This window comes from Nocardioides sp. W7, from assembly GCF_022919075.1.
Classification (GTDB): Bacteria; Actinomycetota; Actinomycetes; order Propionibacteriales; family Nocardioidaceae; genus Nocardioides.
Genome location: NZ_CP095078.1, coordinates 829,857 through 851,005, shown reverse-complemented (window position 1 = coordinate 851,005; position 21,149 = coordinate 829,857). Strand labels below are relative to the sequence as shown.

At 71.8% G+C, this 21,149-nt stretch carries 23 protein-coding genes; 14 read left to right on the top strand and 9 right to left on the bottom strand.

The features are described from left to right. Window positions 1–57: 57 nt before the first annotated feature. Entirely contained in the window at window positions 58–1,392 is a 1,335-nt protein-coding gene (locus MUB56_RS04105) for an MATE family efflux transporter (protein WP_244930647.1), read from the bottom strand. Window positions 1,393–1,873: 481 nt separating this feature from the next. Here MUB56_RS04105 and dnaB point away from each other — a divergent pair, with 481 nt between their 5' ends. After that, a complete protein-coding gene (dnaB, locus tag MUB56_RS04100) occupies window positions 1,874–3,292 on the top strand; it encodes a replicative DNA helicase (RefSeq protein WP_280637360.1) in 1,419 nt (472 codons plus the stop codon). A gap of 36 nt (window positions 3,293–3,328) precedes the next feature. Here dnaB and MUB56_RS04095 read toward each other — a convergent pair whose 3' ends face one another. Beyond that, window positions 3,329–3,883, bottom strand: coding sequence for a hypothetical protein (locus tag MUB56_RS04095; protein WP_244930646.1), 555 nt, complete (start codon window positions 3,881–3,883; stop codon window positions 3,329–3,331). A gap of 1 nt (window position 3,884) precedes the next feature. Beyond that, a complete protein-coding gene (locus MUB56_RS04090; protein ID WP_244930645.1) occupies window positions 3,885–4,199 on the bottom strand; it encodes a helix-turn-helix transcriptional regulator in 315 nt (104 codons plus the stop codon). A 236-nt stretch (window positions 4,200–4,435) separates the two neighbouring features. Here MUB56_RS04090 and MUB56_RS04085 point away from each other — a divergent pair, with 236 nt between their 5' ends. From MUB56_RS04085 to MUB56_RS04055, 7 genes are all read left to right on the top strand, one after another. After that, a complete protein-coding gene (locus MUB56_RS04085) occupies window positions 4,436–4,927 on the top strand; it encodes a hypothetical protein (protein ID WP_244930644.1) in 492 nt (163 codons plus the stop codon). Window positions 4,928–5,058: 131 nt separating this feature from the next. Further along, entirely contained in the window at window positions 5,059–5,529 is a 471-nt protein-coding gene (locus MUB56_RS04080) for a hemerythrin domain-containing protein (RefSeq protein ID WP_244930643.1), read from the top strand. Between the two features lie 550 nt (window positions 5,530–6,079). Beyond that, a complete protein-coding gene (locus tag MUB56_RS04075; RefSeq protein WP_244930642.1) occupies window positions 6,080–6,994 on the top strand; it encodes a hypothetical protein in 915 nt (304 codons plus the stop codon). Window positions 6,995–7,103: 109 nt separating this feature from the next. Continuing rightward, window positions 7,104–7,913 carry an ATP-binding cassette domain-containing protein gene (locus MUB56_RS04070; protein ID WP_244930641.1) on the top strand — a complete coding sequence of 270 codons (810 nt, stop codon included), beginning with the start codon at window positions 7,104–7,106 and terminating at the stop codon, window positions 7,911–7,913. Continuing rightward, window positions 7,910–8,698: an ABC transporter permease gene (locus MUB56_RS04065; protein ID WP_244930640.1), complete on the top strand. Its 789-nt coding sequence runs from the start codon at window positions 7,910–7,912 to the stop codon at window positions 8,696–8,698. The genes MUB56_RS04070 and MUB56_RS04065 overlap by 4 nt, the downstream gene beginning before the upstream one ends. 4 nt (window positions 8,699–8,702) lie before the next feature. Next, window positions 8,703–9,479 (top strand): MerR family transcriptional regulator, encoded by a 777-nt coding sequence (locus MUB56_RS04060; RefSeq protein WP_244930639.1) that lies wholly within the window; start codon window positions 8,703–8,705, stop codon window positions 9,477–9,479. A 200-nt stretch (window positions 9,480–9,679) separates the two neighbouring features. Next, window positions 9,680–10,270: a hypothetical protein gene (locus MUB56_RS04055; RefSeq protein ID WP_244930638.1), complete on the top strand. Its 591-nt coding sequence runs from the start codon at window positions 9,680–9,682 to the stop codon at window positions 10,268–10,270. A 60-nt stretch (window positions 10,271–10,330) separates the two neighbouring features. Here MUB56_RS04055 and MUB56_RS04050 read toward each other — a convergent pair whose 3' ends face one another. The 3 genes from MUB56_RS04050 to MUB56_RS04040 all read right to left on the bottom strand — a co-directional run bounded on the left by MUB56_RS04050 (window position 10,331) and on the right by MUB56_RS04040 (window position 12,988). After that, window positions 10,331–10,954 carry a superoxide dismutase family protein gene (locus tag MUB56_RS04050; protein WP_244930637.1) on the bottom strand — a complete coding sequence of 208 codons (624 nt, stop codon included), beginning with the start codon at window positions 10,952–10,954 and terminating at the stop codon, window positions 10,331–10,333. A gap of 425 nt (window positions 10,955–11,379) precedes the next feature. Next, window positions 11,380–12,630 (bottom strand): sigma-70 family RNA polymerase sigma factor, encoded by a 1,251-nt coding sequence (locus tag MUB56_RS04045; protein ID WP_244930636.1) that lies wholly within the window; start codon window positions 12,628–12,630, stop codon window positions 11,380–11,382. Further along, on the bottom strand, window positions 12,620–12,988 hold the full coding sequence (locus MUB56_RS04040; protein WP_244930635.1) for a YciI family protein: 369 nt from the start codon (window positions 12,986–12,988) through the stop codon (window positions 12,620–12,622). The genes MUB56_RS04045 and MUB56_RS04040 overlap by 11 nt, the downstream gene beginning before the upstream one ends. A 178-nt stretch (window positions 12,989–13,166) precedes the next feature. On the opposite strand from MUB56_RS04040, the gene MUB56_RS04035 reads away from it, so the two are divergent. Next, complete coding sequence (locus MUB56_RS04035; protein WP_244930634.1) at window positions 13,167–14,609, top strand: TIGR00366 family protein; 1,443 nt, start codon at window positions 13,167–13,169, stop codon at window positions 14,607–14,609. A gap of 9 nt (window positions 14,610–14,618) precedes the next feature. On the opposite strand, the gene MUB56_RS04030 is transcribed toward MUB56_RS04035, so the two are convergent. Next, window positions 14,619–15,053, bottom strand: a complete 435-nt coding sequence (locus MUB56_RS04030; RefSeq protein ID WP_244930633.1) for a hypothetical protein — start codon at window positions 15,051–15,053, stop codon at window positions 14,619–14,621. A 105-nt stretch (window positions 15,054–15,158) separates the two neighbouring features. On the opposite strand from MUB56_RS04030, the gene lhgO reads away from it, so the two are divergent. Further along, on the top strand, window positions 15,159–16,355 hold the full coding sequence (gene lhgO / locus MUB56_RS04025) for an L-2-hydroxyglutarate oxidase (RefSeq protein ID WP_244930632.1): 1,197 nt from the start codon (window positions 15,159–15,161) through the stop codon (window positions 16,353–16,355). Here lhgO and MUB56_RS04020 read toward each other — a convergent pair. Continuing rightward, a complete protein-coding gene (locus MUB56_RS04020; RefSeq protein ID WP_244930631.1) occupies window positions 16,352–16,732 on the bottom strand; it encodes an MmcQ/YjbR family DNA-binding protein in 381 nt (126 codons plus the stop codon). The two genes, lhgO and MUB56_RS04020, sit on opposite strands and share 4 nt — an antisense overlap. 77 nt (window positions 16,733–16,809) lie before the next feature. Here MUB56_RS04020 and MUB56_RS04015 point away from each other — a divergent pair, with 77 nt between their 5' ends. After that, window positions 16,810–17,166, top strand: a complete 357-nt coding sequence (locus tag MUB56_RS04015) for a hypothetical protein (RefSeq protein ID WP_244930630.1) — start codon at window positions 16,810–16,812, stop codon at window positions 17,164–17,166. Between the two features lie 98 nt (window positions 17,167–17,264). Here the strand turns inward: MUB56_RS04015 and MUB56_RS04010 are convergent, their stop codons facing one another. Then, window positions 17,265–17,663, bottom strand: coding sequence for a hypothetical protein (locus tag MUB56_RS04010; protein WP_244930629.1), 399 nt, complete (start codon window positions 17,661–17,663; stop codon window positions 17,265–17,267). A 227-nt stretch (window positions 17,664–17,890) separates the two neighbouring features. Between MUB56_RS04010 and MUB56_RS04005 the strand changes: the two genes are divergently transcribed. The 3 genes from MUB56_RS04005 to MUB56_RS03995 are packed head-to-tail and all read left to right on the top strand — an operon-like array spanning window position 17,891 to window position 21,140. Further along, window positions 17,891–19,132 carry a YibE/F family protein gene (locus MUB56_RS04005; RefSeq protein WP_244930628.1) on the top strand — a complete coding sequence of 414 codons (1,242 nt, stop codon included), beginning with the start codon at window positions 17,891–17,893 and terminating at the stop codon, window positions 19,130–19,132. Between the two features lie 2 nt (window positions 19,133–19,134). Beyond that, window positions 19,135–20,232, top strand: a complete 1,098-nt coding sequence (locus MUB56_RS04000) for a PfkB family carbohydrate kinase (protein WP_244930627.1) — start codon at window positions 19,135–19,137, stop codon at window positions 20,230–20,232. Continuing rightward, the gene (locus tag MUB56_RS03995) at window positions 20,229–21,140 is read left to right on the top strand and encodes a pseudouridine-5'-phosphate glycosidase (RefSeq protein ID WP_244930626.1); all 912 of its coding nucleotides are present in this window, start codon (window positions 20,229–20,231) and stop codon (window positions 21,138–21,140) included. The genes MUB56_RS04000 and MUB56_RS03995 overlap by 4 nt, the downstream gene beginning before the upstream one ends. Window positions 21,141–21,149 lie beyond the last annotated feature (9 nt).

Sequence of the window (21,149 nt, the reverse complement as noted above, 5' to 3'; positions counted from 1 at the left end):
TCCCCCGCGGGCTACGTTCGAAGCGCGGAGCCCGGCCAGGTCCAGACCAGCAGCACGTCAGCGGCTCACCCCGGTCACCAGCCAGGCGTCGCCGCGGGCGCGGTGCACGAGCACCCCGAGCCGGGCGCCCATGAAGAGGAAGGCGAAGCTGACCCATACCGCGAACAGTCCACCGCCGGCGACGGCGAGCACGACGGGCGCGTACACGACCAGGGTGAGTAGGCCGCCCAAGGCCAGGTAGCGGCCGTCGCCGGCCCCGATCAGCACCCCGTCGAGCACGAAGACCACGCCGGCGATCGGCTGGGCGAGCGCTGCCACGAGGAGGACCGGGACGAGGGCGTCCCGGACGGCGGGGTCCGCAGTGAACAGGTGGCCGAGCAGCGGGCTGCTCGCGGCGAGGAGCACGCCGGTGACCAGGCCGCTCACCACGCCCCACTGCACCATCCGTCGGGTGACGGCCCGGGTGCCCACCCGGTCGCCGGAGCCCAGCAGCCGCCCGGTGATGGCCTGGGCCGCGATGGCGATCGCGTCGAGCACGAACGCCAGGAAGGTCCACAAGGTGATGGCGAGCTGGTGGGTGGCCAGGTCGACGGCGGAGTCGGTTGCATCGACCGCACCGAGGGTGACGGCGTACGTCGTGACGAGCAGCGCCGCGCGCAGGGTCAGGGTGCGGATCACGAGCGGTACGCCGGCGCGCCCTGCGGCCCGGATGCCGGCCGGGTGCGGCCGCAGCGACGCGCCTTCCCGGCGGGCACCGCGCACCACCACGACGAGCAGCGCGGCGGCGCTCGCGACCTGGGCGAGCACCGAGCCCACCGCCGACCCGGGCAGGCCGAGACCGGCGACCGGGCCCGCGCCGTACACGAGCAGCAGGTTCAGCACGATGTTGAGCGCGTTGCCGGCCACGGCGACGACGAGCGGGGTGCGGGTGTCCTGCAGGCCGCGCAGGACACCGGTCGCCGCGAGCATCAGCAGCAGCGGGGTGGTGCCGAGGAAGGCGATCCGGAGGTAGGTCGTGGCGTGCTCGGTCACGACGGGGGAGGCGTCGAACGCCTCGACGAGCGGTCCGGTCGCGGCGACGCCCGCCACGGTGGCGACGGCGCCGATGACGACGGCCAGCCACAGACCGTCGACGCCCTGCGCGAGCGCGCCTCGCCGGTCGCCGGCGCCGAGCCGGCGGGCGACGCCGGCGGTGGTGCCGTAGGCCAGGAACACGCAGAGCCCGACCACTGTCTGCAGCACCACCCCGGCGATGCCGAGTCCGGCCAGCTCGGGGGTGCCGAGGTGCCCGACGATCGCGGCGTCGGAGAGCAGGAAGAGCGGCTCGGCCACCAGGGCCAGGAAGGCGGGGACCGCGAGCCGCAGGATCTCCCGGTCCTGGCCTCTCCGCACCCGGACGAGCCTAGTCATGTAGGGACCACACCCCGGAACTGGCAACAACGTGACTAGTCAACGAGAGCGGTGGAAAACCACGGTGTTCCTGTGGATGGACGGCTCGGCGGGGTGCTTTGTCGACATAGCAACGACCTACGTCCAGATGGCGGGCAGATGAACGGAGCAACTTCCCGGATTTCTTCCTCCACACGGTCAGCACCCTGTTTGTGCAGGTCAGAGAGGTGTCGCGGACTCCGGTCGGCGTGTCCTCCACAGGCTCCTCCCCATCCTGTGCACAGCTCTGTGCGTGTCGTCCACGCCCTCAGGCGGGTTATCCACAGGCCCTGTGGACAAGGTGGTGTCGCCGGGGCCCTGCGGCGTCGTACGGTCCCACGGTCGTGGACGTCAGTCCGATGTGCGCGGCGAAGCGTTGTCGGTGCTCATCTCTAGGCTCGACACCATCATCCGGGGTCGATCCGGCACGATCGTGGGAGGCACTTTGAGCGTCACCGAGCAGGCCGGCCGGGGGCTCCCCGAGCCGCCGTTCGAGGACTGGGGCGACGGCCCGGTCTCCTACGCTCCCGGCGAGCGGCCGACCACGCCCGGCGACCGCACCCCGCCGCAGGACATGGCCGCCGAGCAGTCGGTGCTCGGGGCGATGCTCATCTCCAAGGACGCGATCGCCGACGTCAGCGAGACGATCCGCGGTGGGGACTTCTACCGCCCGTCCCACGAGACGATCTACGACGGCATCATCGACCTCTACGGTCGCGGCGAGCCCGTCGACATGGTCACCGTGGCCGCCGAGCTCCAGCGCCGCGGGGAGCTGCAGCGCATCGGCGGCGCGCCGTACCTCCACACCCTCTCGGCCAACGTGCCGATCGCCGCCAATGCGGGCTACTACGCCGAGATCGTGCGCGAGAAGGCGATCCTGCGTCGGCTCGTCGAAGCGGGCACCAAGATCGTCCAGATCGGGTACGCCGGCGAGGGCCAGGTCGACGACGTGGTCGACCAGGCGCAGGCCGAGGTCTACAAGGTCGCCGACAAGCGCACGGGCGAGGACTACGCCCCGCTGAGCGACATCATGACCGGGGTCCTCGACGAGATCGAGGCGATCAGCAACCGTGAGTCCGGCATCTACGGCGTGCCGACCGGCTTCGCCGACTTCGACGAGCTCACCAACGGCCTGCACAAGGGCCAGATGATCATCGTCGCGGCGCGCCCCGCCATGGGGAAGTCGACGCTGGCCCTGGACTTCTGTCGGGCGGCGTCGATCCAGAACAACCTGGCCAGCGTCTTCTTCAGCCTGGAGATGACGCGCACGGAGATCACCATGCGGCTGCTGTCTGCCGAGGCGAAGGTGCCGCTCAACCACATCCGCAACGGCAACATGACCGACGACGACTGGGTGAAGCTGGCCCGCAAGATGGGCGAGGTCTCCTCGGCGCCGATCTTCATCGACGATTCGCCGAACATGACGATGATGGAGATCCGGGCCAAGGCCCGCCGGCTGCGGCAGCGCCACGACCTGCGCCTGGTCGTCATCGACTACCTCCAGCTGATGTCCTCGGGCAAGAAGGTCGAGTCCCGCCAGCTGGAGGTCTCGGAGTTCTCCCGCCAGATCAAGCTGCTGGCCAAGGAGCTCGAGGTCCCGGTCATCGCGCTCTCCCAGCTCAACCGTGGTCCCGAGCAGCGCGCCGACAAGCGGCCGATGGTCAGCGACCTGCGTGAGTCCGGCTCGATCGAGCAGGACGCCGACATGGTGATCCTGCTGCACCGCGACGACGTCTACGAGAAGGAGTCGACCCGCCCCGGCGAGGCCGACCTGATCGTCGCCAAGCACCGCAACGGCCCCACGCGCGACATCACCGTCGCCTTCCAGGGTCACTACTCGCGCTTCGTCGACATGGCGCACTGACCCGCTACGCGTGAGTCGAACGCACGCAGATCCCGGCTAGCCCGCGCGCATCGACAGCAGCCGGTCGACGCGAAGGTCGTCGCCCCCGACGAACTCGGCCACCCAGCGGGCCGCTTCCTCCAGGTCACCCGCCTCGTTCTCGACCAGCGACTCGATGTCGACCCAGTCCAACGATTGGTCGCAGAGGGTCTTGAAGACCATCAGGTCCGTCGCCGACATCACCTTGATGTCGTCGCCGAGGAAGTCGACCGGTTGGGCGCGCGACGTGACGAGCGCGTGGTAGGTCGGATGCTGAGGAAGGAACAGGTCGAGGGGTGTGTCCGGATCGTGCCAGAAGAGCCGGATCTGACCGTCGCGCCGGATCTGGTCGGCGGCGTGCTCCGTGACCTCGACCTCCGGCGGGAGCGCGGCCAGCATGGCCTCGGGGTGATCGGCGTCGGCCATGACGTTGAGGTCGATGTCGGCGGTGAACCGAGGTTCCCGGACGTGTACGGCGAGGGCGATCGCGCCACCGACGGCGTGGTCGAAGCCACCGCGGTCGAGGGCCTCGTGGACCGAGCGCAGCCGCTGGAGCAGCAGCGGTGTGCTCATCTCAGCCGGCCTGGGCCCGGCGCCACATCGGTCCGAGGTTCACGAGGGGTTTCGGGGCCTTGCGCGGGAACAGGTCGCCGAACTCCAGGACGGCGAGGAACTGGTCCGGCACAGGCTTCGACCTAGGGCGCACGGACAGCTCCAGCACGCAGCCCGCCGACTCGGCCAGCCGCTCCACCTGGGCGATGCTGGGCTGGGAGCGGCCCTTGAGGTAGTCGTCGATGAGGGAACGGCTGATCCCCGAGGCCGCGCTGAGTGCGGTCTTCGACAGGCCGGAGTGCTGCACGATCTCGGCGACGATGGCACTGCTCCTCATGAGACCATGATACGTACGGTATTTCGTACAAAACAACGCGCACGCGCGATCGACAGTGGCTCCACGAAGCGGAGACCTCGAACACCGCAAGTGTCGGCAGTTAAGAGCAGGGAGTCGAGCGGCTCTGAGGGAGCGGCACGCGAGATCGTCAACGCGGGCACGGCTGACCATCGCGCACTCGATGCGAGTGACAGACTCCAGGCCGCTTCCCGTTCAGCCCACCCCGGATCGGCCACATGAGAACCTCCAAGCGCCAGTACGTCGTCACCGTCTCCGACGGCGAGGCCGCACGCCTCCGGGCGTTCGACAACCAGGCGGAGGGCAGGCAGCACTGGCCGCTGGGTGAGAACCGGACGTTCATGCGTCGCAACGAGACGACCTTCGTCGTCAAGGAGATGACGTCCGTGGGCATCGGCCAGGGCGCGGTCGCCACGACGCTGGGTACGGCGACCCTGCGCCCGGACCATCGGGTCGACGTCGTCGTCAAGAAGACGAAGGTCGAGTGGCTCAACTACCTCCTCATCGCGAGCGGCCTGGCGTGCCTGGCCGTCACTCCCCGGGACGGCGTCCCGGCGGCGGTCCTCGGCGTCGCGCTCCTGCTGGCGGGCTGGTTCCTGCGGGTGAGCAGGACCCAGGTCGAGCACGACCTCGACCAGGTCGAGCAGGTGCTGCGCAGCGAGATCAACGGGGATTGGGTTCCCGCGCTCGCGGACTCGCGACACCGATAGCCCTCAGTTGGCCAGGTCGGGCTCGGCCGGTAGCGTGCCGGCAGCGTCGCGTGCCGGTGGCCGGCAGGGTCAGGCATGGAGGCGCCGTACCAGGGGAGTCGACATGACGTCACTTTCCTCGTACCTCCTCCATGGGTGAGGCGGACGAGACCAGGCTGGTCGCCTGGGCGAACGAGATGCGCACCGTTCATCAGCGGCTGCGTGACGCACTGCAGGTGTCCCGCGATGCCCTCGTCGAGGGCACGGATCCCGAGCGGGCCGGGCGCGACCTGCTGCTGTTCTGCCACGGGTTCTGTGTCGCGCTGAGCGGACACCACGAGGGCGAGGACCGCGAGCTGTTCCCCGTCCTGGCGCGGGAGCACCCCGAGCTGACGCCGACGTTGGCCAAGCTGCGGCAGGACCACCACCTGATCGAGTACCTGCTCACGGCGCTCCGGGCGAGCCTGCGCGGACCGGCCACCCGCGCCGAGATCGAGCGGCACCTGGACGGGATCGAAGCCGTCATGGAGACCCACTTCCGCTACGAGGAGAGGCAGCTGCTCACCGTGCTGGCCGACCTCGAGCTCACCGCGGAGATCGGGGAGGTGTTCGGACCACTGTGACCTCCCGGTGGCCCGGGCCGCTGACTAGACCGCTCTGTATCGAACGATCGTCAAGCCGAGCTTTCCCCACCGGCAGGACCTGTCTTCCCTAGAGTCCAACCCGGAGCGGCCGTTCAGCCTTCGATGATGCGCTCGAGGCGGACCAGGTCGACAGACGCCCGAACCCTCCCCATCGGGGTGAGGCCGACGGGGTGGGGACGAGAGTCAGAGGTGAGCGATGGCGCGAAGTCGAGTTCGGGAACTCCGGTTGCCCTTGACGATCGTCTTCGCTGGGACCGCCGGCGTCGGGCTGGTCTGCTATGTCGTCCTGGCCGTGGCGGGTGTCGAGGTAGGGACCAACCTGGGGGTCGTCGGTCTCGTCCTCGCCCTGGTCCTCCCGTTGGGGATCGAGGTCCGGAACCGGGCCTCGCGGCCGCGCACGGTCTGGTTTCTCGACTACCGGAGTCATCACTTCGGGCAAGGAATGGCGTCGGCTCTGACGTCCGCGCTCGCTCGCGACCGGGTCAGGTGGGAGGTCGACGTGATGCGTCCCGCTGACGACGAGCCAGCGATGCAGTGGCAGGTGCGGCAGCTCCAGTCCGCGATCATCAACGGGATCGACGCGGTCGTGATCATCCCGGCAGCCGAAGACTCCGAGCTGTGGCACGCGATGGCTGCGCTGAGCAAGACGGGCACGTTCCTCATCGCCGTCGACAGCAAGCCCCCGAACAGCGCGTTCCGCCGGTTGGGAGTCGACGAGCCGCGGTTCGTGTCGTCGAAGTACAGCTCGACCGGCATCCTCATCGCGGACTGGCTCGTGCCGTGGCTGCAGGGCGACAGGACGCGGCAGTGTCTGCTCTGGACCGGCCCGGTCGGCAGCTGGCCGGGCGAGGAGCGAAGCCGCAACATCATCTACCAGTTGCTCGTCGCCGGACTGGCCAGGCGCCTCGCCCTGCAGCCGCTGAGCTCGTGGCAACCTGCCGTGGTCCGTTGTCGCGAGGCGATCGCCTGGGTGCAGAGCCAGAGCGGCGAGTGCGCCATCTACTGCGGCGACGACGAGAACGCGCTTGCCCTGCACATGGTCTGCATGTCCGAGACGCCGGAGCTTCGTCCCCGGATGCGCATCATCGGATGCAACGCCACCGCGGACGACTGGGGAAATGTGCCGGCCCTCGACATGCACGCAACGGACGTGACCGTCGACATCCTGGTCAGGGAGCAGGGCCAGGCGGTGGCTCAGATGCTGATCCGCGAGCGACGCGGACAGCTCTCGTCCAGTGAGCAGACCGTCTTCATCCAGCCACAGCTCGTAGCCCTGCAAGGCGACGGAGGCTGGCTGGGGCAGGTGTTCCGCACCGAGGACGCGCAGCAGCCTCCCGAGGAGGTGGAGGAGGTCGATCGCGCCCTGGCGGAGGTGGCCATGCTCGCCGATACGGCGGAGGCCGATCGAGCCCACCCCGCCACCGCGAGCTCCTCCGCGCCGTAGCGAGGCAAGGTACGAACCACCTGTCCGATGTCGTCGGCCGGTGGCCGACAGGTCGGGCATGGCGGTCGGGCTTGCCCTTGACGCAGCGTCAACCTCGCACGCTGTGCCCATGACCGACCACACCACCTCGATCGAGGTCTCCGGGATCGAGAAGTCGTACGGCGACCTCGCCGTCCTGCGCGGCATCGATCTCACCGTGCCCACCGGGACCGTGTACGCCCTGCTCGGGCCCAACGGCTCCGGCAAGACCACCATGGTCCGCATCCTCTCCACGCTCCTGGCGCCCGACGGGGGGCAGGCGCTCGTGGCCGGGTACGACGTCGTGAAAGACCCCGACGGCGTACGCCGCAGCATCGGGGTCACCGGCCAGTTCTCCGCGATCGACGAGCTGCTGACCGGCCGCGAGAACCTCCGGCTGATGGCCGACCTCGCGCACCTGCCCAAGCCCGAGGCGGCTGCCCGGGTGGACGAGCTGCTGGGCCATTTCGACCTGGTCGACGCAGCCGACCGGCGGGCCGCGACGTACTCCGGCGGGATGAAGCGCCGCCTCGACCTCGCGATGACGCTGGTGAGCCGGCCGCGGCTGATCTTCCTCGACGAGCCGACCACCGGGCTCGACCCGCGCAGCCGCCGCGACCTGTGGCAGATCGTCCGGGAGCTGCTCGCCGACGGGGTGACGATCTTCCTCACCACCCAGTACCTCGAGGAGGCCGACCAGCTCGCCCACACCGTCGGGCTGCTGGACGGCGGTCGCCTCGTCGCCGAAGGCACGCCCGCCGAGCTCAAGGCGCAGGCCGGCGGGGAGACCCTCGACGACGTGTTCCTGGCCCTGACGGGACACCCGGCCACGACCGACCCCCAGAGCGACGACCAGAGCGACGACCAGCACGACCGGGACGAGAAGGAGGCGCTCCGATGAGCACGATGACCTACGCCGCGCGCGACTCGGCCACGATGCTGCGGCGCAACCTGCGGCACATGCTCCGCTACCCGTCGCTGACCCTGATGCTGATCGCGCAGCCGGTGCTGTTCCTGCTGCTGTTCGTCTACGTCTTCGGCGGCACTCTGGGCGCCGGGCTGCCCGGCGGTGGGGGCCGGCAGGACTACCTGGCCTACATCGCACCGGCCATCCTCCTCGTCACCGTGGCCTCGGTCGCGCTCAGTACGGCGATCCACGTGGCCAAGGACGCCACCGAGGGGATCATCGACCGGTTCCGCACCATGCCGATCGCGAAGTCCGCGGTGCTGACCGGACACGTCCTCGCCGCCATGGTGCAGACCGCGGTGGCGCTCGCGGTCGTGCTGGCCTTCGCGGTCCTGCTCGGCTACCGCCCCGACGCCGGTGCGGTCGGCTGGCTCGGCACGATCGTCGTCCTGGCACTGCTCGCGTTCGCGCTCACCTGGCTCTGCGTCGCCCTCGGCCTGGCCGCGGGCAGCGTCGAGACCGCCAGCAACACCCCGATGTTCCTGATGCTGCTGCCGTTCATCTCCAGCGCCTTCGTGCCGACCGACTCCATGCCGGCGGGGCTGGCCTGGATCGCCGAGAACCAGCCCTTCACGCCCGTCATCGACACGCTCCGCGCCTGCCTGGAGGGGCGAGACCCGGGCGCGGACCTGTGGTGGGCGATCGGCTGGTGTGTCGCCATCGCCGTGCTCTGCTTCGGGTGGGCCCGTCGCCTCTTCGCGCGGGTTCGGGCAGTCTGATCCGGTGTTGACCATCGGCCAGCTGGCGTCGTACGCCGGCGTCACCCCGCGCGCGGTCCGGCACTACCACCAGATCGGGCTGCTGCCGGAGCCCGCACGGAACGCCTCCGGCTACCGCAGCTACGACGCCCGGGCGGTGATCGAGCTGATCCGGATCCGGACGCTGGCCGAGGCGGGGGTGCCGCTGGTCCGGGTGCAGGAGCTGCTCGAGGCCGGCGAGGAGGAGTTCGCGGCGGCGGTGGGTGAGATCGATCGCCGGCTGCGCGACGAGGTCCGCGCCCTGCAGGAGCATCGCCGTCGGATCGCCCGGCTGGCCGCCGGCGACTCGCTCGCGCTCCCGCCCGAGGCGGTCGCCTACCTCGACAGGCTGCGCGCCAGCGGCGTGCCGGCGGCGCTGGTCGAAGGCGAGCGCGACGGCTGGATCCTGCTCGCGGCCCGCTGGCCGGAGCGGATGCCGGAGTTCATGGGCGACAAGATGGCCCAGCTCGACGACCCGAGGACCGTGCGGATGTACCTGCTGATGGCCGAGGTCCATGAGGGCGGCATGGACGAGGGCCTGTTGACCACCCTGGCCGACCTGATGGCCGAGATGATGGACGAGGCCGCCGAGCGCGGTGAGCTGGAGCGGCAGGAGATGGGCGACGACGCGTTCATCGACCTCGTCGACTCCTTCGCCCTCGACGCCCACCCGATGATCCAGCGACTCCAGGAGCTGCTGGCCGAGCGTGGTTGGACGGGCTGGAGTCATCTCGAGCGGGTGACCACCAGTGTCCGGACGTGAGGACCGTACCCACGTCGCACGCATCCGGGTGCGCCCGGGGGCAGGGCCCTCGGGTCCGGGCGCCGAGGATGGCCCGCGAATCATGTCGTTGGGCGATGCGTAGCGCCGACGAGCGGTCCTATCCTGGCAGGTGGCCCGGCCGGGGCCATCGAACGGCCTCGACCGGTCTCGAGTACCCACGACGACCGAGGAGGCAGTAGATGTTCATCCAGATGATCCAAGGGTCCTGCACCCGGCAGGACGAGGCCCACGAGCTGCTCGACGAGTGGCGCCGCGACCTGGCGCCCGGCGCGGCGGGCTGGCTCGGCGGCACGTACGGCTTCACCGACGACGACCAGCTGATCGGGGTCGTCCGCTTCGAGTCGCGCGAGGCGGCGATGGCCAACTCGGGGCGTCCCGAGCAGGGCGCCTGGGCGGAGCGGCTGACCGCCCTGATGGACGGACCACTCGAGTTCCACGACTGCGACGACGTGACGCTGCTGATGGACGGCGGTTCCGACGAGGCCGGGTTCGTCCAGATCATCCGCGGCCGCGTCGACGACCCGTCCCGGCTCAAGGCGATGCTGGCCGACACCACCACGCTGCACGAGATGCGGCCGGAGATCCTCGGGGGGACGCTCGCGATCGAGCCGGACGGCACGTTCATCGAGACCGTGGCGTTCACCAGCGAGGACGCCGCTCGGCAGGGCGAGCGCGTCGAGCCGCCCGCCGAGATCCGACGCGAGCTGGAGTACGCGATGAAGGGAGCGAGCTTCCACGACCTCCACCACCCGTGGTTCGCCAGCGCTTGAGGGTCCGTGACCGGGTGATCGTCCCGGGCCCGCGGCATCGCCAGATCAGGTGACGCGGCCTCAGCCGACCACGCCGCAGATCACCCGGTTGCCGGCGTCTCCCGTGGCGAGCGTCGCCGCGTCGGGCCCCGCGATGCCACCGGCAGAGTAGCGCGTCGGGATGTTCGCGTAGTTGTCGCGTCCGCCGTGGATCATCACCGCCGATCCGTCGTCGGCCCGCAGCTCGGCGAGCGTGAACCGGTCGGTGGTGAACCAGATGCGCGCCGACCCGCTCTGATCGGCGAGCAGTGAGGGCAGGTCGCCGTCGTGGTCGCCGTGGCTGCCGCCGCTCCCGACGTAGTGACCGCCGGCGCTCGTGAAGGGTCCGTTCGGAGCGGCCGGGTCACAGACCCCGGTCGTGTGCACGTGGAAGCCGTGGAAGCCCGGCGCCAGCGAGCGCACCGTCCCGGTCACCTCGATCACGGCTCCGCGCTGGCGCATCTGGACCTTCCCGACCCGGTTCCCGGCCGCGTCGTGCAGGCTCACCGTGAGTCCGCGGCCGTGGTGGCCGTGGCGGTCGTGATGGTGCTGGCCCGGTCCGCCGGGCCTGTCTCCGCTCGCCTGCACCGCCTCGGTCGTCACCGCTGCTCCGGCGGCGGCGACCAGCAGGGCGGCGGCCAGTGCGGTCGACTTCGTCCTCCGCATGTCTCTCACCTCGTCCGCGTGCTGGGGCCAGGTGCCCGACGGGGGTCGGGCGACGGCCCGGTGTGACCGGGCCGTGAGCGTCGACGCCCGCCCGGCACGCACGCGAGCGGTCGCGGCGCGGGGAGTTCACAGTCCCTCGACCATGTGCTCGGCTCGCGGAGGTGTCAACCACCAGATTGACTAGTGCTGCTCAGTCATGGCCCGGGACCACCCCGGGCCGGCGGGCGGGGTATCGGACTTGACCTTGACCTTGCGTCAACCCGGCACGCTTCTCCTCCGGTCGCCGGGCCGGGCACAGAGCGGAGATTCCCATGACCGAGCTGAAGCCGTACCTGTGACGAACCGCCAGTGGCGTGGACACGGTCGCGACCCTCGCCGAGCTCAACGGCGACGTGGCCGAGAAGCTGGCCACGTAGTTCGAGCGCCTATCCGAGCCGGTTGAGCCGGCGCAGCCGCTGGCTGAGGTGCTGCCGCTCCGCCGTACTGCGGGTCGCGGCCACGGCGAGCCGGTAGGCGTCACCGGCGGCGCCGAGGTCGCCCTGACGCTCGAGCAGGTGTGCCCGGACCGCCTGCCACCGCGGCAGGTCCGGGTGTCGGCGGCCCAGGTCGTCGAGGAGCGTCAGCCCGCGGCCCGTCCCGTGCACCATCGACTCGGCGACGATCCGGTTGAGCTCGACGTTCGGGTTGGCCTGATGGGCGACTCGCTCCAGCAGCCGGTACAGCGCGAGGATCTCCCGCCAGTCGGTCTCCTCGGTCGACGGGGCCTGGCAGTGCAGCGCGGCGATGCACGCCTGGAGGAGGTACGGCGCTGGCGGCGTGCCGACCACCGCGCCGTCCAGGACCCGCAGTCCGTCGGCGATCAGGTCCGCGTCCCAGCGGGAGCGGTCCTGCTCGTCCAGCGGGACCAGCCGTCCGTCGTCGTCGAGGCGGGCGGGGGTGCGGGCCTCGGTCAGCAGCACCAGGGCGAGCAGGCCCGCGGCCTCGGTGTCCTCGGGGACGAGGTCGTGCACCAACCGGGCCAGCCGCAGGGTCTCGGCGGCGAGCGTCGTGTCCTGGGCGGGCTCGCCGCTGGTCGTGTGGTGCGCCTCGGTGAGCATCAGGTAGAGCACCTCCAGCACCGGACCGAGTCGATCCGTGGCACCGTCCGGGGCCGGCAGCCGACCGCCGACGTCGCGCAGCCGTCGCTTGGCGCGGGTGATCCGCTGCGCGAGCGTCGTCTCGGGGACCTGGTAGAGGTTCGCGATCTGGGCGGTGCTCAGCCCGGAGACCGCGCGCAGGGTCAGCGCGACCTGCGCGGACCGCGACAGCTCGGGATGGCAGCACAGCTGCAGCACCAACAGACTGTCGTCGCGCGCGGAGACCCGCTGCTGCGCCACGGGGTGCGTGAGCCGGGCCTGCCCGACCTCCCGGTCGCGGCGTCGCCGCTCGGTGCGGACCAGGTCGACGTACCGGCGCTGCGCGGTCGTGACCAGCCAGCCGGCCGGGTCCCGCGGTGGCGTCGAGGCCCACTGCCGGTGCGCCTCGATCAAGGCCTCCTGGACGGCGTCCTCGCACAGGTCGAACTGCGCGGCGCCGTACCGGCGCACCAGCCGGGCGAGGGCGTGCAGCGCGAGCTCGCGCCAGCCGTCCTCGCCCGGCCGGTCGGGACCGCCCCGACCACTGGCCTCAGACGCCAAAGCCGTCGCTGAACATCACCGGCCGGATCTCCAGCGCCAGACCGTCGATCCGGGCGTCGGGGATCAGCTGCGCCAGCTCCACGGCGCGGGCCTCGCTCTCGACGTCGACCAGGTAGTAGCCGCCGAGGAACTCCTTGGCCTCCAGGAACGGGCCGTCGGTCACCTCCGGCGTCCCGCCCACGGAGCGGACCACCTTGGACTGGCTCGGGTCGGCCAGGGCCTGGGTGCCGACGAACTCGCCGGACTCCCGGGTCACGCGCATGAACTCGTTGTGCCCGACGCCGATCTGCTGGCCCTGCTCCTCGGTGAGCTGCTCCAGCACGGTGCCGTCCACCTGCATCAGGATCAGGTACTTCATGGTGCTTCTCCTCATCTGTCCCGCCGAGCCGCTCTCGGCCTCACCCGGTGGTCGTCACCATGGCGCCGGATACGACACCGTGGACGAACTCGCCGAGAGATGTCGAGACCAGCCCGGGGATGGAGGAGGCACCGAGGGGGCACGGGACCTGTCGGAGGAAGACCGAGAGGAGTCCCCGATGAGCCACGCCGCCCCCGAGGCCGCAGCCGGATCCGCACAGGAGCGCGGCCTGGCCCGCTTCGCCCAGCGCTGTGCCGCCTGGACCGAGAAGTGGTTCCCCGACGCCTACGTCTTCGCCCTGGCCGGCGTGTTCGTGGTGACCGTCGCGGCCCTGCTGAACGGCTCCAGCCCCAAGACCGTCGCCAACGCCTTCGGCGGCGGCTTCTGGGACCTCACCGCGTTCACCCTGCAGATGGCCATGGTGGTGCTGACCGGGTACATCGTGGCCACCTCACCCCCGGTCGCCCGGCTGATCGCGCGGATCGCCATGGTCCCGTCCACCCCGCGCGGCGCGGTCGCCTTCGTCGCGCTGCTCTCGTGCCTGGTCTCCATGCTGAACTGGGGCCTGAGCCTGGTCTTCGCCGGGCTGCTGGCCCGCGCGATCGCCCGCCGGACGGACCTGCGCGCCGACTACCGGGCGCTGGGCGCGGCGGCGTACCTCGGCCTCGGGGCGGTGTGGGCGCTCGGCCTCTCCTCCTCGGCCGCCCAGCTCCAGGCGACGCCGGCGTCGCTGCCGCCCGAGCTGCTGGAGATCACCGGCGTCCTGGACTTCGGCAGCACCATCCTGACCTGGCAGTCGCTGACCATGGCGGCGGTGCTGATCGCGCTCAGCGTCGCCGTCGCCTGGGCCTCGGCGCCGCGCGGGGCGGCGGTGAAGACCGCCGAGGACCTCGGCGTGGACCTCGACGACTCCGTCCCGCCGGCGCTCGCGCGCACCCGGCCCGGCGAGTGGCTGGAGCACTCCCGGATCCTGCCGGGCTTCCTCGGGCTGATCACCCTGGTCTGGCTGGTCTGGCAGCTCATCGACCTGCCGGTGCTCACCGTGCTCAGCAGCCTGAACGCCTACCTGCTGGTCTTCCTGGTCCTCGGCCTGGTGTTGCACGGCACCCCGCGGGCGTTCCTGGACGCCACCACGAAGGCGGTGCCCTCCACGGCCGGCGTACTCGTGCAGTTCCCGCTGTACGCCGCGATGGCCGCGATCCTGACCCGCGCCGAGGGCAACGGCGGGATGACCGTCTCCGAGCACCTCGCGGACCTGTTCACCGGCATCGGCGGCGGCGGTGGCTTCGCCGTCGTGATCGCGCTCTACACCGCACTGCTCGGCATCCTGGTGCCCTCCGGCGGCGGCAAGTGGCTGGTCGAGGCCCCCTACGTCATGCAGTCGGCCACCGACGTGCAGATGAACCTGGGCTGGACGGTGCAGATCTACAACGCCGCCGAGGCGCTGCCGAACCTGGTCAACCCGTTCTTCATGCTGCCGCTGCTGGCCGTGCTCGGCCTGCGGGCCCGGGACCTGGTCGGTTTCACCTTCCTGCAGTTCCTCTTCCACCTGCCGGTGGTCCTGCTGCTGTTGTGGCTGCTCGGGATGACCTTCGACTTCGAGCCGCCCGTGATGCCGTAGCCGCCCGCCTCAGCGCGTCGTCGGGAGCGAGCGTTGCAGCCGGTCCTGGACGGCGGAGAGAGCCAGGGTGACGGCTGCGGTGCCTAGACCGACCACGGTCCATGGGCGCCGGACGCCGCGGGCCCGGAGCCGCTCCACGGCCGCCCGGCTCGCCCGCCTGCCGCCGACGCTGGCGCCGACCGAGGCGAGCAGGCCTGCGGCGACCGCCGCGGCCACGAGGGCCGGGCGCGGCTCCTCGGTCTCGTTCGGCTCATCGGCGTCCTCCTCCTCCGGCGCCCTGCGCTCGAGCAGGACGAACGCGCCGGCCGAGGCGGCCAGGACGGCGGCGCGCGCGGTACGCCGCGCCATCGGCCGCGAGGTGTAGTCGGGGACCGCGATCCAGGCGGCGGTGGCCCCGGCCTGGAGGACCTGCTCGGCGGGACGGGGAGGGCGCGAGTCGCTCACGGGCCCAGGTCTACCAGGTGGCGAGTGCCTCTTCCCCGCGACCGCTCCCCGTCGTACCGTCGCGCGGACCGGTCGACGACGCCCGGACCTGGCGGAGGGATGCGAATGAGCGAACGCACCATCGGCGTCGTCGGCGGCGGGATCGTCGGGCTGGCGGTCGCCCGGGAGCTGACCCTGCGCCATCCCGGCACCCGGGTCGTCGTCCTCGAGAAGGAGGACCGGCTCGGCGCCCACCAGACCGGGCACAACTCCGGTGTCGTGCACGCCGGGATCTACTACAGGCCCGGCAGCCTCAAGGCCGGACTGTGCACCCGGGGCCGCGGGCTGCTCAAGGAGTACGCCGCCGAGCGCGGGTTGCCGTACGACGAGTGCGGGAAGCTCGTCGTGGCGGTCGACCCCGCGGAGCTGGGCCGGTTCGAGGCGCTGGAGCGGACCGCAGCCGAGAACGGCGTGCCCGGCCTGCGCCGGGTCGAGGGCACCGACCTCACCGACGTGGAGCCGCACGCGGCCGGCCTGGTGGCGCTGCACTCGCCGGCCACGGCGATCACCGACTACGTGGCCGTCGCGACGGCGTACGCCCGAGACGTCGAGACCGCCGGCGGGGTGGTGCACCTGTCGACCACCGTCACCGGCGTACGACGAGGGGTCGGCGGGGTGGAGGTCGCCACCGACGGTGGGCCGTTCCGGTTCGACCGGCTCGTGGTCTGCGGCGGGCTGGAGTCCGACCGGCTCGGGCGGCTCGCCGGTGGCTCGTCGACCCCGCGGATCGTGCCGTTCCGGGGCGAGTACATGAGCGTCGTCGCCCATAAACAGAGCCACGTGCGCGGGATGATCTACCCGGTCCCCGACCCGCGCTACCCCTTCCTCGGGGTGCACTTCACCCGCCGCGTCGACGGCAGGCTCGAGGTCGGTCCGAACGCGTTCCTCGCGCTGAGCCGGCAGGCCTACGGCCGGCTGTCGTTCTCGGCCCGCGACGTCACGGAGACCCTGGCCTTCGGCGGCTTCTGGCGCTTCGCCGGCGAGCACTGGCGCACCGGCCTCGCCGAGGCCCGCGGGGTGCTCTCGAAGCGGGCCTACATGCGGGCCGCCCAGCGCTACGTCCCCGACATCGGCGCGTCCGACGTCGTCCGCAGCGGCCTCGGGTTGCGCGCCCAGGCGCTCGAACGCGACGGCTCGCTGGTCGACGACTTCGTCATCCAGCAGTCAGACGGGGTCACCAGCGTGCGCAACGCGCCGTCGCCGGCCGCCACCTCGAGCCTCGCGATCGCCGAGCACGTCGTCGACCGGATGGACCTTCGCTAGCCCTCGGGGGTCGGCGGCCGCGGCACGAGAGCCGCGAGGGGCGCCGGCGCCCGCAGGCAGTAGCCGTCGGTGAGGAGCTCGGCGAGCTCGTCCCAGTCGGTGTCGCCGTCGAGCACCAGCCCGACCACGTCGCGGCCGTAGCCGGCCCGGAAGTACGGCGGCCCGAGGTGCTGGAAGGCCATCACCTCGTCGGGCTCAGCGTGGAAGAGGATCCGGAAGAGCTGGTCCTCGCCACCGAACACGTGCGCGACGCTGGTGGAGCCGACCTTCCACTGCACGCCGACCCACGCGTCGAGGCGCTCGCACTCGGGCAGCACCTCGAGCACGGCGCCGATCCTGCGCACCCACTCCGCGGGAACCTCGGGACGACCGGCCACAACACGACATGATGACGCCTACCACCGACACCTCGCTCGGGGGCACCTCGAGCAGCGCGACGACAGGAGCAGCCCTGATGACCATCAGCCCCGAGGAACGTCAGCAGGCGGCCCGCGGGTCGATCGGTTCGCTGGTCGCCACCTCCCTCGCGCTGGCCTGGGCCCGGCTGTGGCGCGCCGAGATCCGGTACGACGCGGGCACCCGGCTGCTCGTCGCGACCGGTCGGGGTGGCTTCGGGCGGGGCGTCACGGTCGGCGGGGTGTTCCTCGCCGGACGGAGTTCGAGCCCAGCGCTGCTGCGGCACCAGGCCGTGCACGCCGAGCAGTGGGCGAAGTACGGCCTGGTCTTCCCGCTCCGCTACCTCCTGGAGGAGCTCGGCCGCCCCGGGCGGATGAACCGTTTCGAGATCGAGGCGGGCCTCAAGGACGGCTGACGGGCGGGGGCTGGGGGAGCTGTAACGCGCTGTTACACCCACTACCCGCCTGCTGCAGCGGTGCGGTAGTTGCTGTAACAGCGCGTTACAGCTGACGACTAGCCCCGCTTGCGGTCGCGGAGCACCCCGCCGGCGAACAGCGCCCAGGCGACCAGCACCGGCTGGAAGAACAGCCGCACGAACCGCTTGGTGTCCGTGTCGAGACCGAAGGCGTCGGTGTGCTCGACGTACTGGGCGATGTTGCCCGGGAAGATCGCGACGAAGAACGCCGCGAGCAGGGCGCCGACGGTGCGCCGGTGCTTCGGCAGCGCGACGAATGCGGCGCCGAGGCTGATCTCGACGACACCGGAGGCGAGCACGACGGTGTCGGCGTCGACCGGGAACCAGTCTGGCACCTGCGCCCGGAACTCCTCGCGGGCCGTCGTCAGGTGGGTGACGCCGGCGAAGGTCATGATCGAGCCGAGGGCGACGCGGGCGGTCGTGCGGGCGAGGGACATGTGAAGCAGCCTAGGCGCCCGCACTCAGCCCCGACCGGGCTTCAGGGGTCGGCGGTGAGCAGACCACCGTCCGGTCTGGCGGGTCGGTGGACGAGCCACCGCGCGCCCGCGTGTCGTGGGCGGCGCGCCGGGTCGGCGGTGAGCAGTCCACCGTCCGGTCCGGCGGATCGGTGGACCACTCACCGCTCCCGCCGTCCCGCGCTACATCGACCAGGGATGATGGCGCCATGGCCGGCGCGCACTCCCACCGACGAGACAGGCACGCCGGTCCCGGTCACGGGCACGGCCACGGCCACGGTGGGGGCGCCGACGTCCGGGTCACCCGCGGCGCTCGCGCCGCGCTGCTGAGCTTCCTCGCACTCGTGGCGGTGGCGACCGCGGTCGGGGTCTGGCAGCTGTGGCCGGACGGCGAGCAGGTCGACGCGCTGGCCGACTCGGTGCCGTTCGCCGCGGAGGGGGTCACCTTCCCGACGGCGGAGGTCGTCGAGGTCGAGCCCGCCTGCGCGGACGGCGACGACGGGTCGGCGTGCGGCCAGGTCGTGGTGCTGGTCGACGACGAGGAGACCCGGCTGACGGTGCCGCCGCAGGTGCTCGAGTCCGACCTGACGGCGGGCGACGACGTACGCCTGGTCCGCACGCCCGGCGCCGAGGGCGAGCCGGCGCGGGTGAGCTGGTTCGGGGTGGAGCGGACCAGCCCGATCTGGCTGATGGCGGGGCTCTTCGCGCTGGTCGTCGTCGTGGTCGCGCGACTGCGCGGCGTGCTGGCCCTGATCGGGCTGGTGTTCGCGGGGATCGTGCTGTGGCAGTTCGTGCTGCCCGCGCTGCTGGTGGGGGAGTCCGCGGTCGCGGTCGGTCTGGTCGGCTCCGCCGCGATCCTGTACGTCGTCCTCTACACGACCCACGGCTTCTCGATCCGCACCAGCGCCGCCCTCGCGGGCACCCACGTCGGCGTGCTGCTCACCGCCCTGCTGGGCTGGCTGGCCGTCGGTGCGACCCGGCTGACCGGCGTCGCCGACGAGGGCGCGAACACGCTGACCACCTTCGCGCCCGATCTGGACTTCGCCGGCCTGCTCACCTGCGCGGTGATCATCGCGGGCCTGGGCGTGCTCAACGACGTCACGATCACCCAGTCCTCCGCGGTCTGGGAGCTGCGGGCCGCCGCGCCGGGGCTGTCGCGCGCGACCGTCTTCGCCAGCGCCATGCGGATCGGCCGCGACCACATCGCCTCGACGATCTACACGATCGTCTTCGCGTACGCCGGCACCGCGCTGACCGTGCTGCTCGTCCTGCAGCTCTACGGCCTGCCGATCGCCGACCTGCTCGCGACCGAGGAGATCGCCCAGGAGGTGGTCCGCACGCTGGCGACCAGCATCGGCCTGGTCCTCGCCGTACCCGTCACGACCGCGATCGCGGTCGCCACCGTCCCCGCGGGGGTTGCTGATCAAGATAAAGCGCCCTTAGTATCCTAAAGGTGAGCCTGACCGAGCGGGAGAGCGAGATCGTCGCGCTGCTGCGCCGCGACCCGCTGCTGGGCTCCGAGGCGATCGCCGGCGCGCTCGGCACCACGCGGGCCGCCGTCAACGTGCACCTGTCCAACCTCGGCAAGAAGGGCGTCATCCTCGGCCGCGGCTACGTGCTCGGCGACGGACCATCGGTCGTCGTGGTCGGCGGCGCGAACATGGACGTCAAGGCGCGCAGCACCCGGAGCGTCCGGCGCGGCACCAGCAACCCCGGCAGCTCCGCGCTCGCGCCCGGCGGCGTCGGCCGCAACGTCGCGGAGAACCTCGCCCGGCTCGGCACCCGCACCCACCTGGTCGCGGCCGTCGGCGCCGACCCACTCGGCGACCAGGTCCTCGCCGCGACCTCGGACGCCGGCGTCCGGGTCGAGCACGTACGACGCAGCCCGCACGCCACCGGCACCTACACCGCCGTCCTCGACGCCGACGGCGAGCTGTTGGTGGCCGTCGCGGACATGCGGGCCACCGACGAGCTCGCGCCCGCCGACATCAACCCCGCCCGCGACCTGGTGGCCGCCGCCTCGCTCGTGGTGCTCGACGGCAACCTCGCCGCGCCGACCCTGGGCTACGCGCTCGACCTGGCGGCGGCGGCCGGCGTCCGGGTGGTCCTGGAGCCGGTCAGCGTGCCCAAGGCCGAGCCGCTGCGCGACCTGCTCGACCCGGCCCGCCCGGTGTACGCCGTGACGCCCAACCGCGACGAGCTCGGCGCGCTCACCGGCCGCCCGGTGCGGACCGAGCGCCAGCTGGGCAGCGCCGTCGACGACCTGCACGCCCGCGGGGCGTCGTACGTCTGGGTGCGGCTGGGGGAGCGTGGCTCGCTGCTCAGCGGTCCCGACGGCCAGGTCCTCCTCGACGCGGTGCCCACCGGCGAGGTCGCCGACGTCACCGGCGCCGGCGACGCGATGCTCGCCGCCTTCTGCCACGCCGTGCTGGCCGGCGAGAGCGAGGCCGAGGCCGCGGCGTTCGGCCACGCGGCCGCCGCGCTCACCATCGCCAGCACCCACACCGTCCGCCCGGACCTCACCGACCGCCTTGTCAGGAGACACGTATGACCCACCCGATGCTGGCCGTGACCGACGAGGTCGCCGACGCGCTGCGCGACGGCCGCCCCGTGGTCGCGCTGGAGAGCACGATCATCAGCCACGGCATGCCGTACCCGCAGAACGTCGCCATGGCCACCGAGGTCGAGGGCATCGTGCGCGAGCACGGCGCCGTCCCCGCGACCATCGCCGTCCTCGACGGCACCCCGCGGATCGGGCTCTCGCCCGACGACCTGGAGCTGCTGGCCAGTCACGGCGACGTCACCAAGGTCAGCGTCCGCGACCTGCCGTACGTCGTCGCCCGCCGCCTGCACGGCGCCACCACCGTCGCCGCGACCATGCGGCTCGCCGCGCTGGCCGGAATCAGGGTGTTCGTCACCGGCGGACTCGGCGGCGTGCACCGCGGCGCCCAGCAGACCTTCGACGTCAGCGCCGACCTCACCGAGCTCGGCAGCACCGACGTCACCGTGGTCAGCGCGGGCGTGAAGAGCATCCTCGACATCGGCCTCACCCTGGAGACCCTCGAGACGCTGGGCGTGCCGGTGCTGGTCGACGGCAGCGACGAGTTCCCGTCGTTCTACTCCCGCTCCAGCGGCCACGCGGCGCCGATGCGGGTCGACGGCCCTGAGCAGGTCGCCGCCGTGATGCGCGCCAAGTGGGACCTCGGCCTGGCCGGCGGCATCGTCGTCGCACACCCGATCCCGGAGGCCGACGAGATCCCCGCCGACGAGATCGGCGGGATCATCGACCAGGCCCTCACCGACATGGACGCTCTGGGCATCCGCGGCAAGGATGCGACGCCGTACCTCCTCGGCCGGATCGTCGAGATCACCGGCGGGGCCAGCCTCACCGCCAACATCGCGCTGGTGCGCGCCAACGCGCGGTTGGGTGCGGCGATCGCGGTGGCGTACGCCGGCTGACGCTGGTTG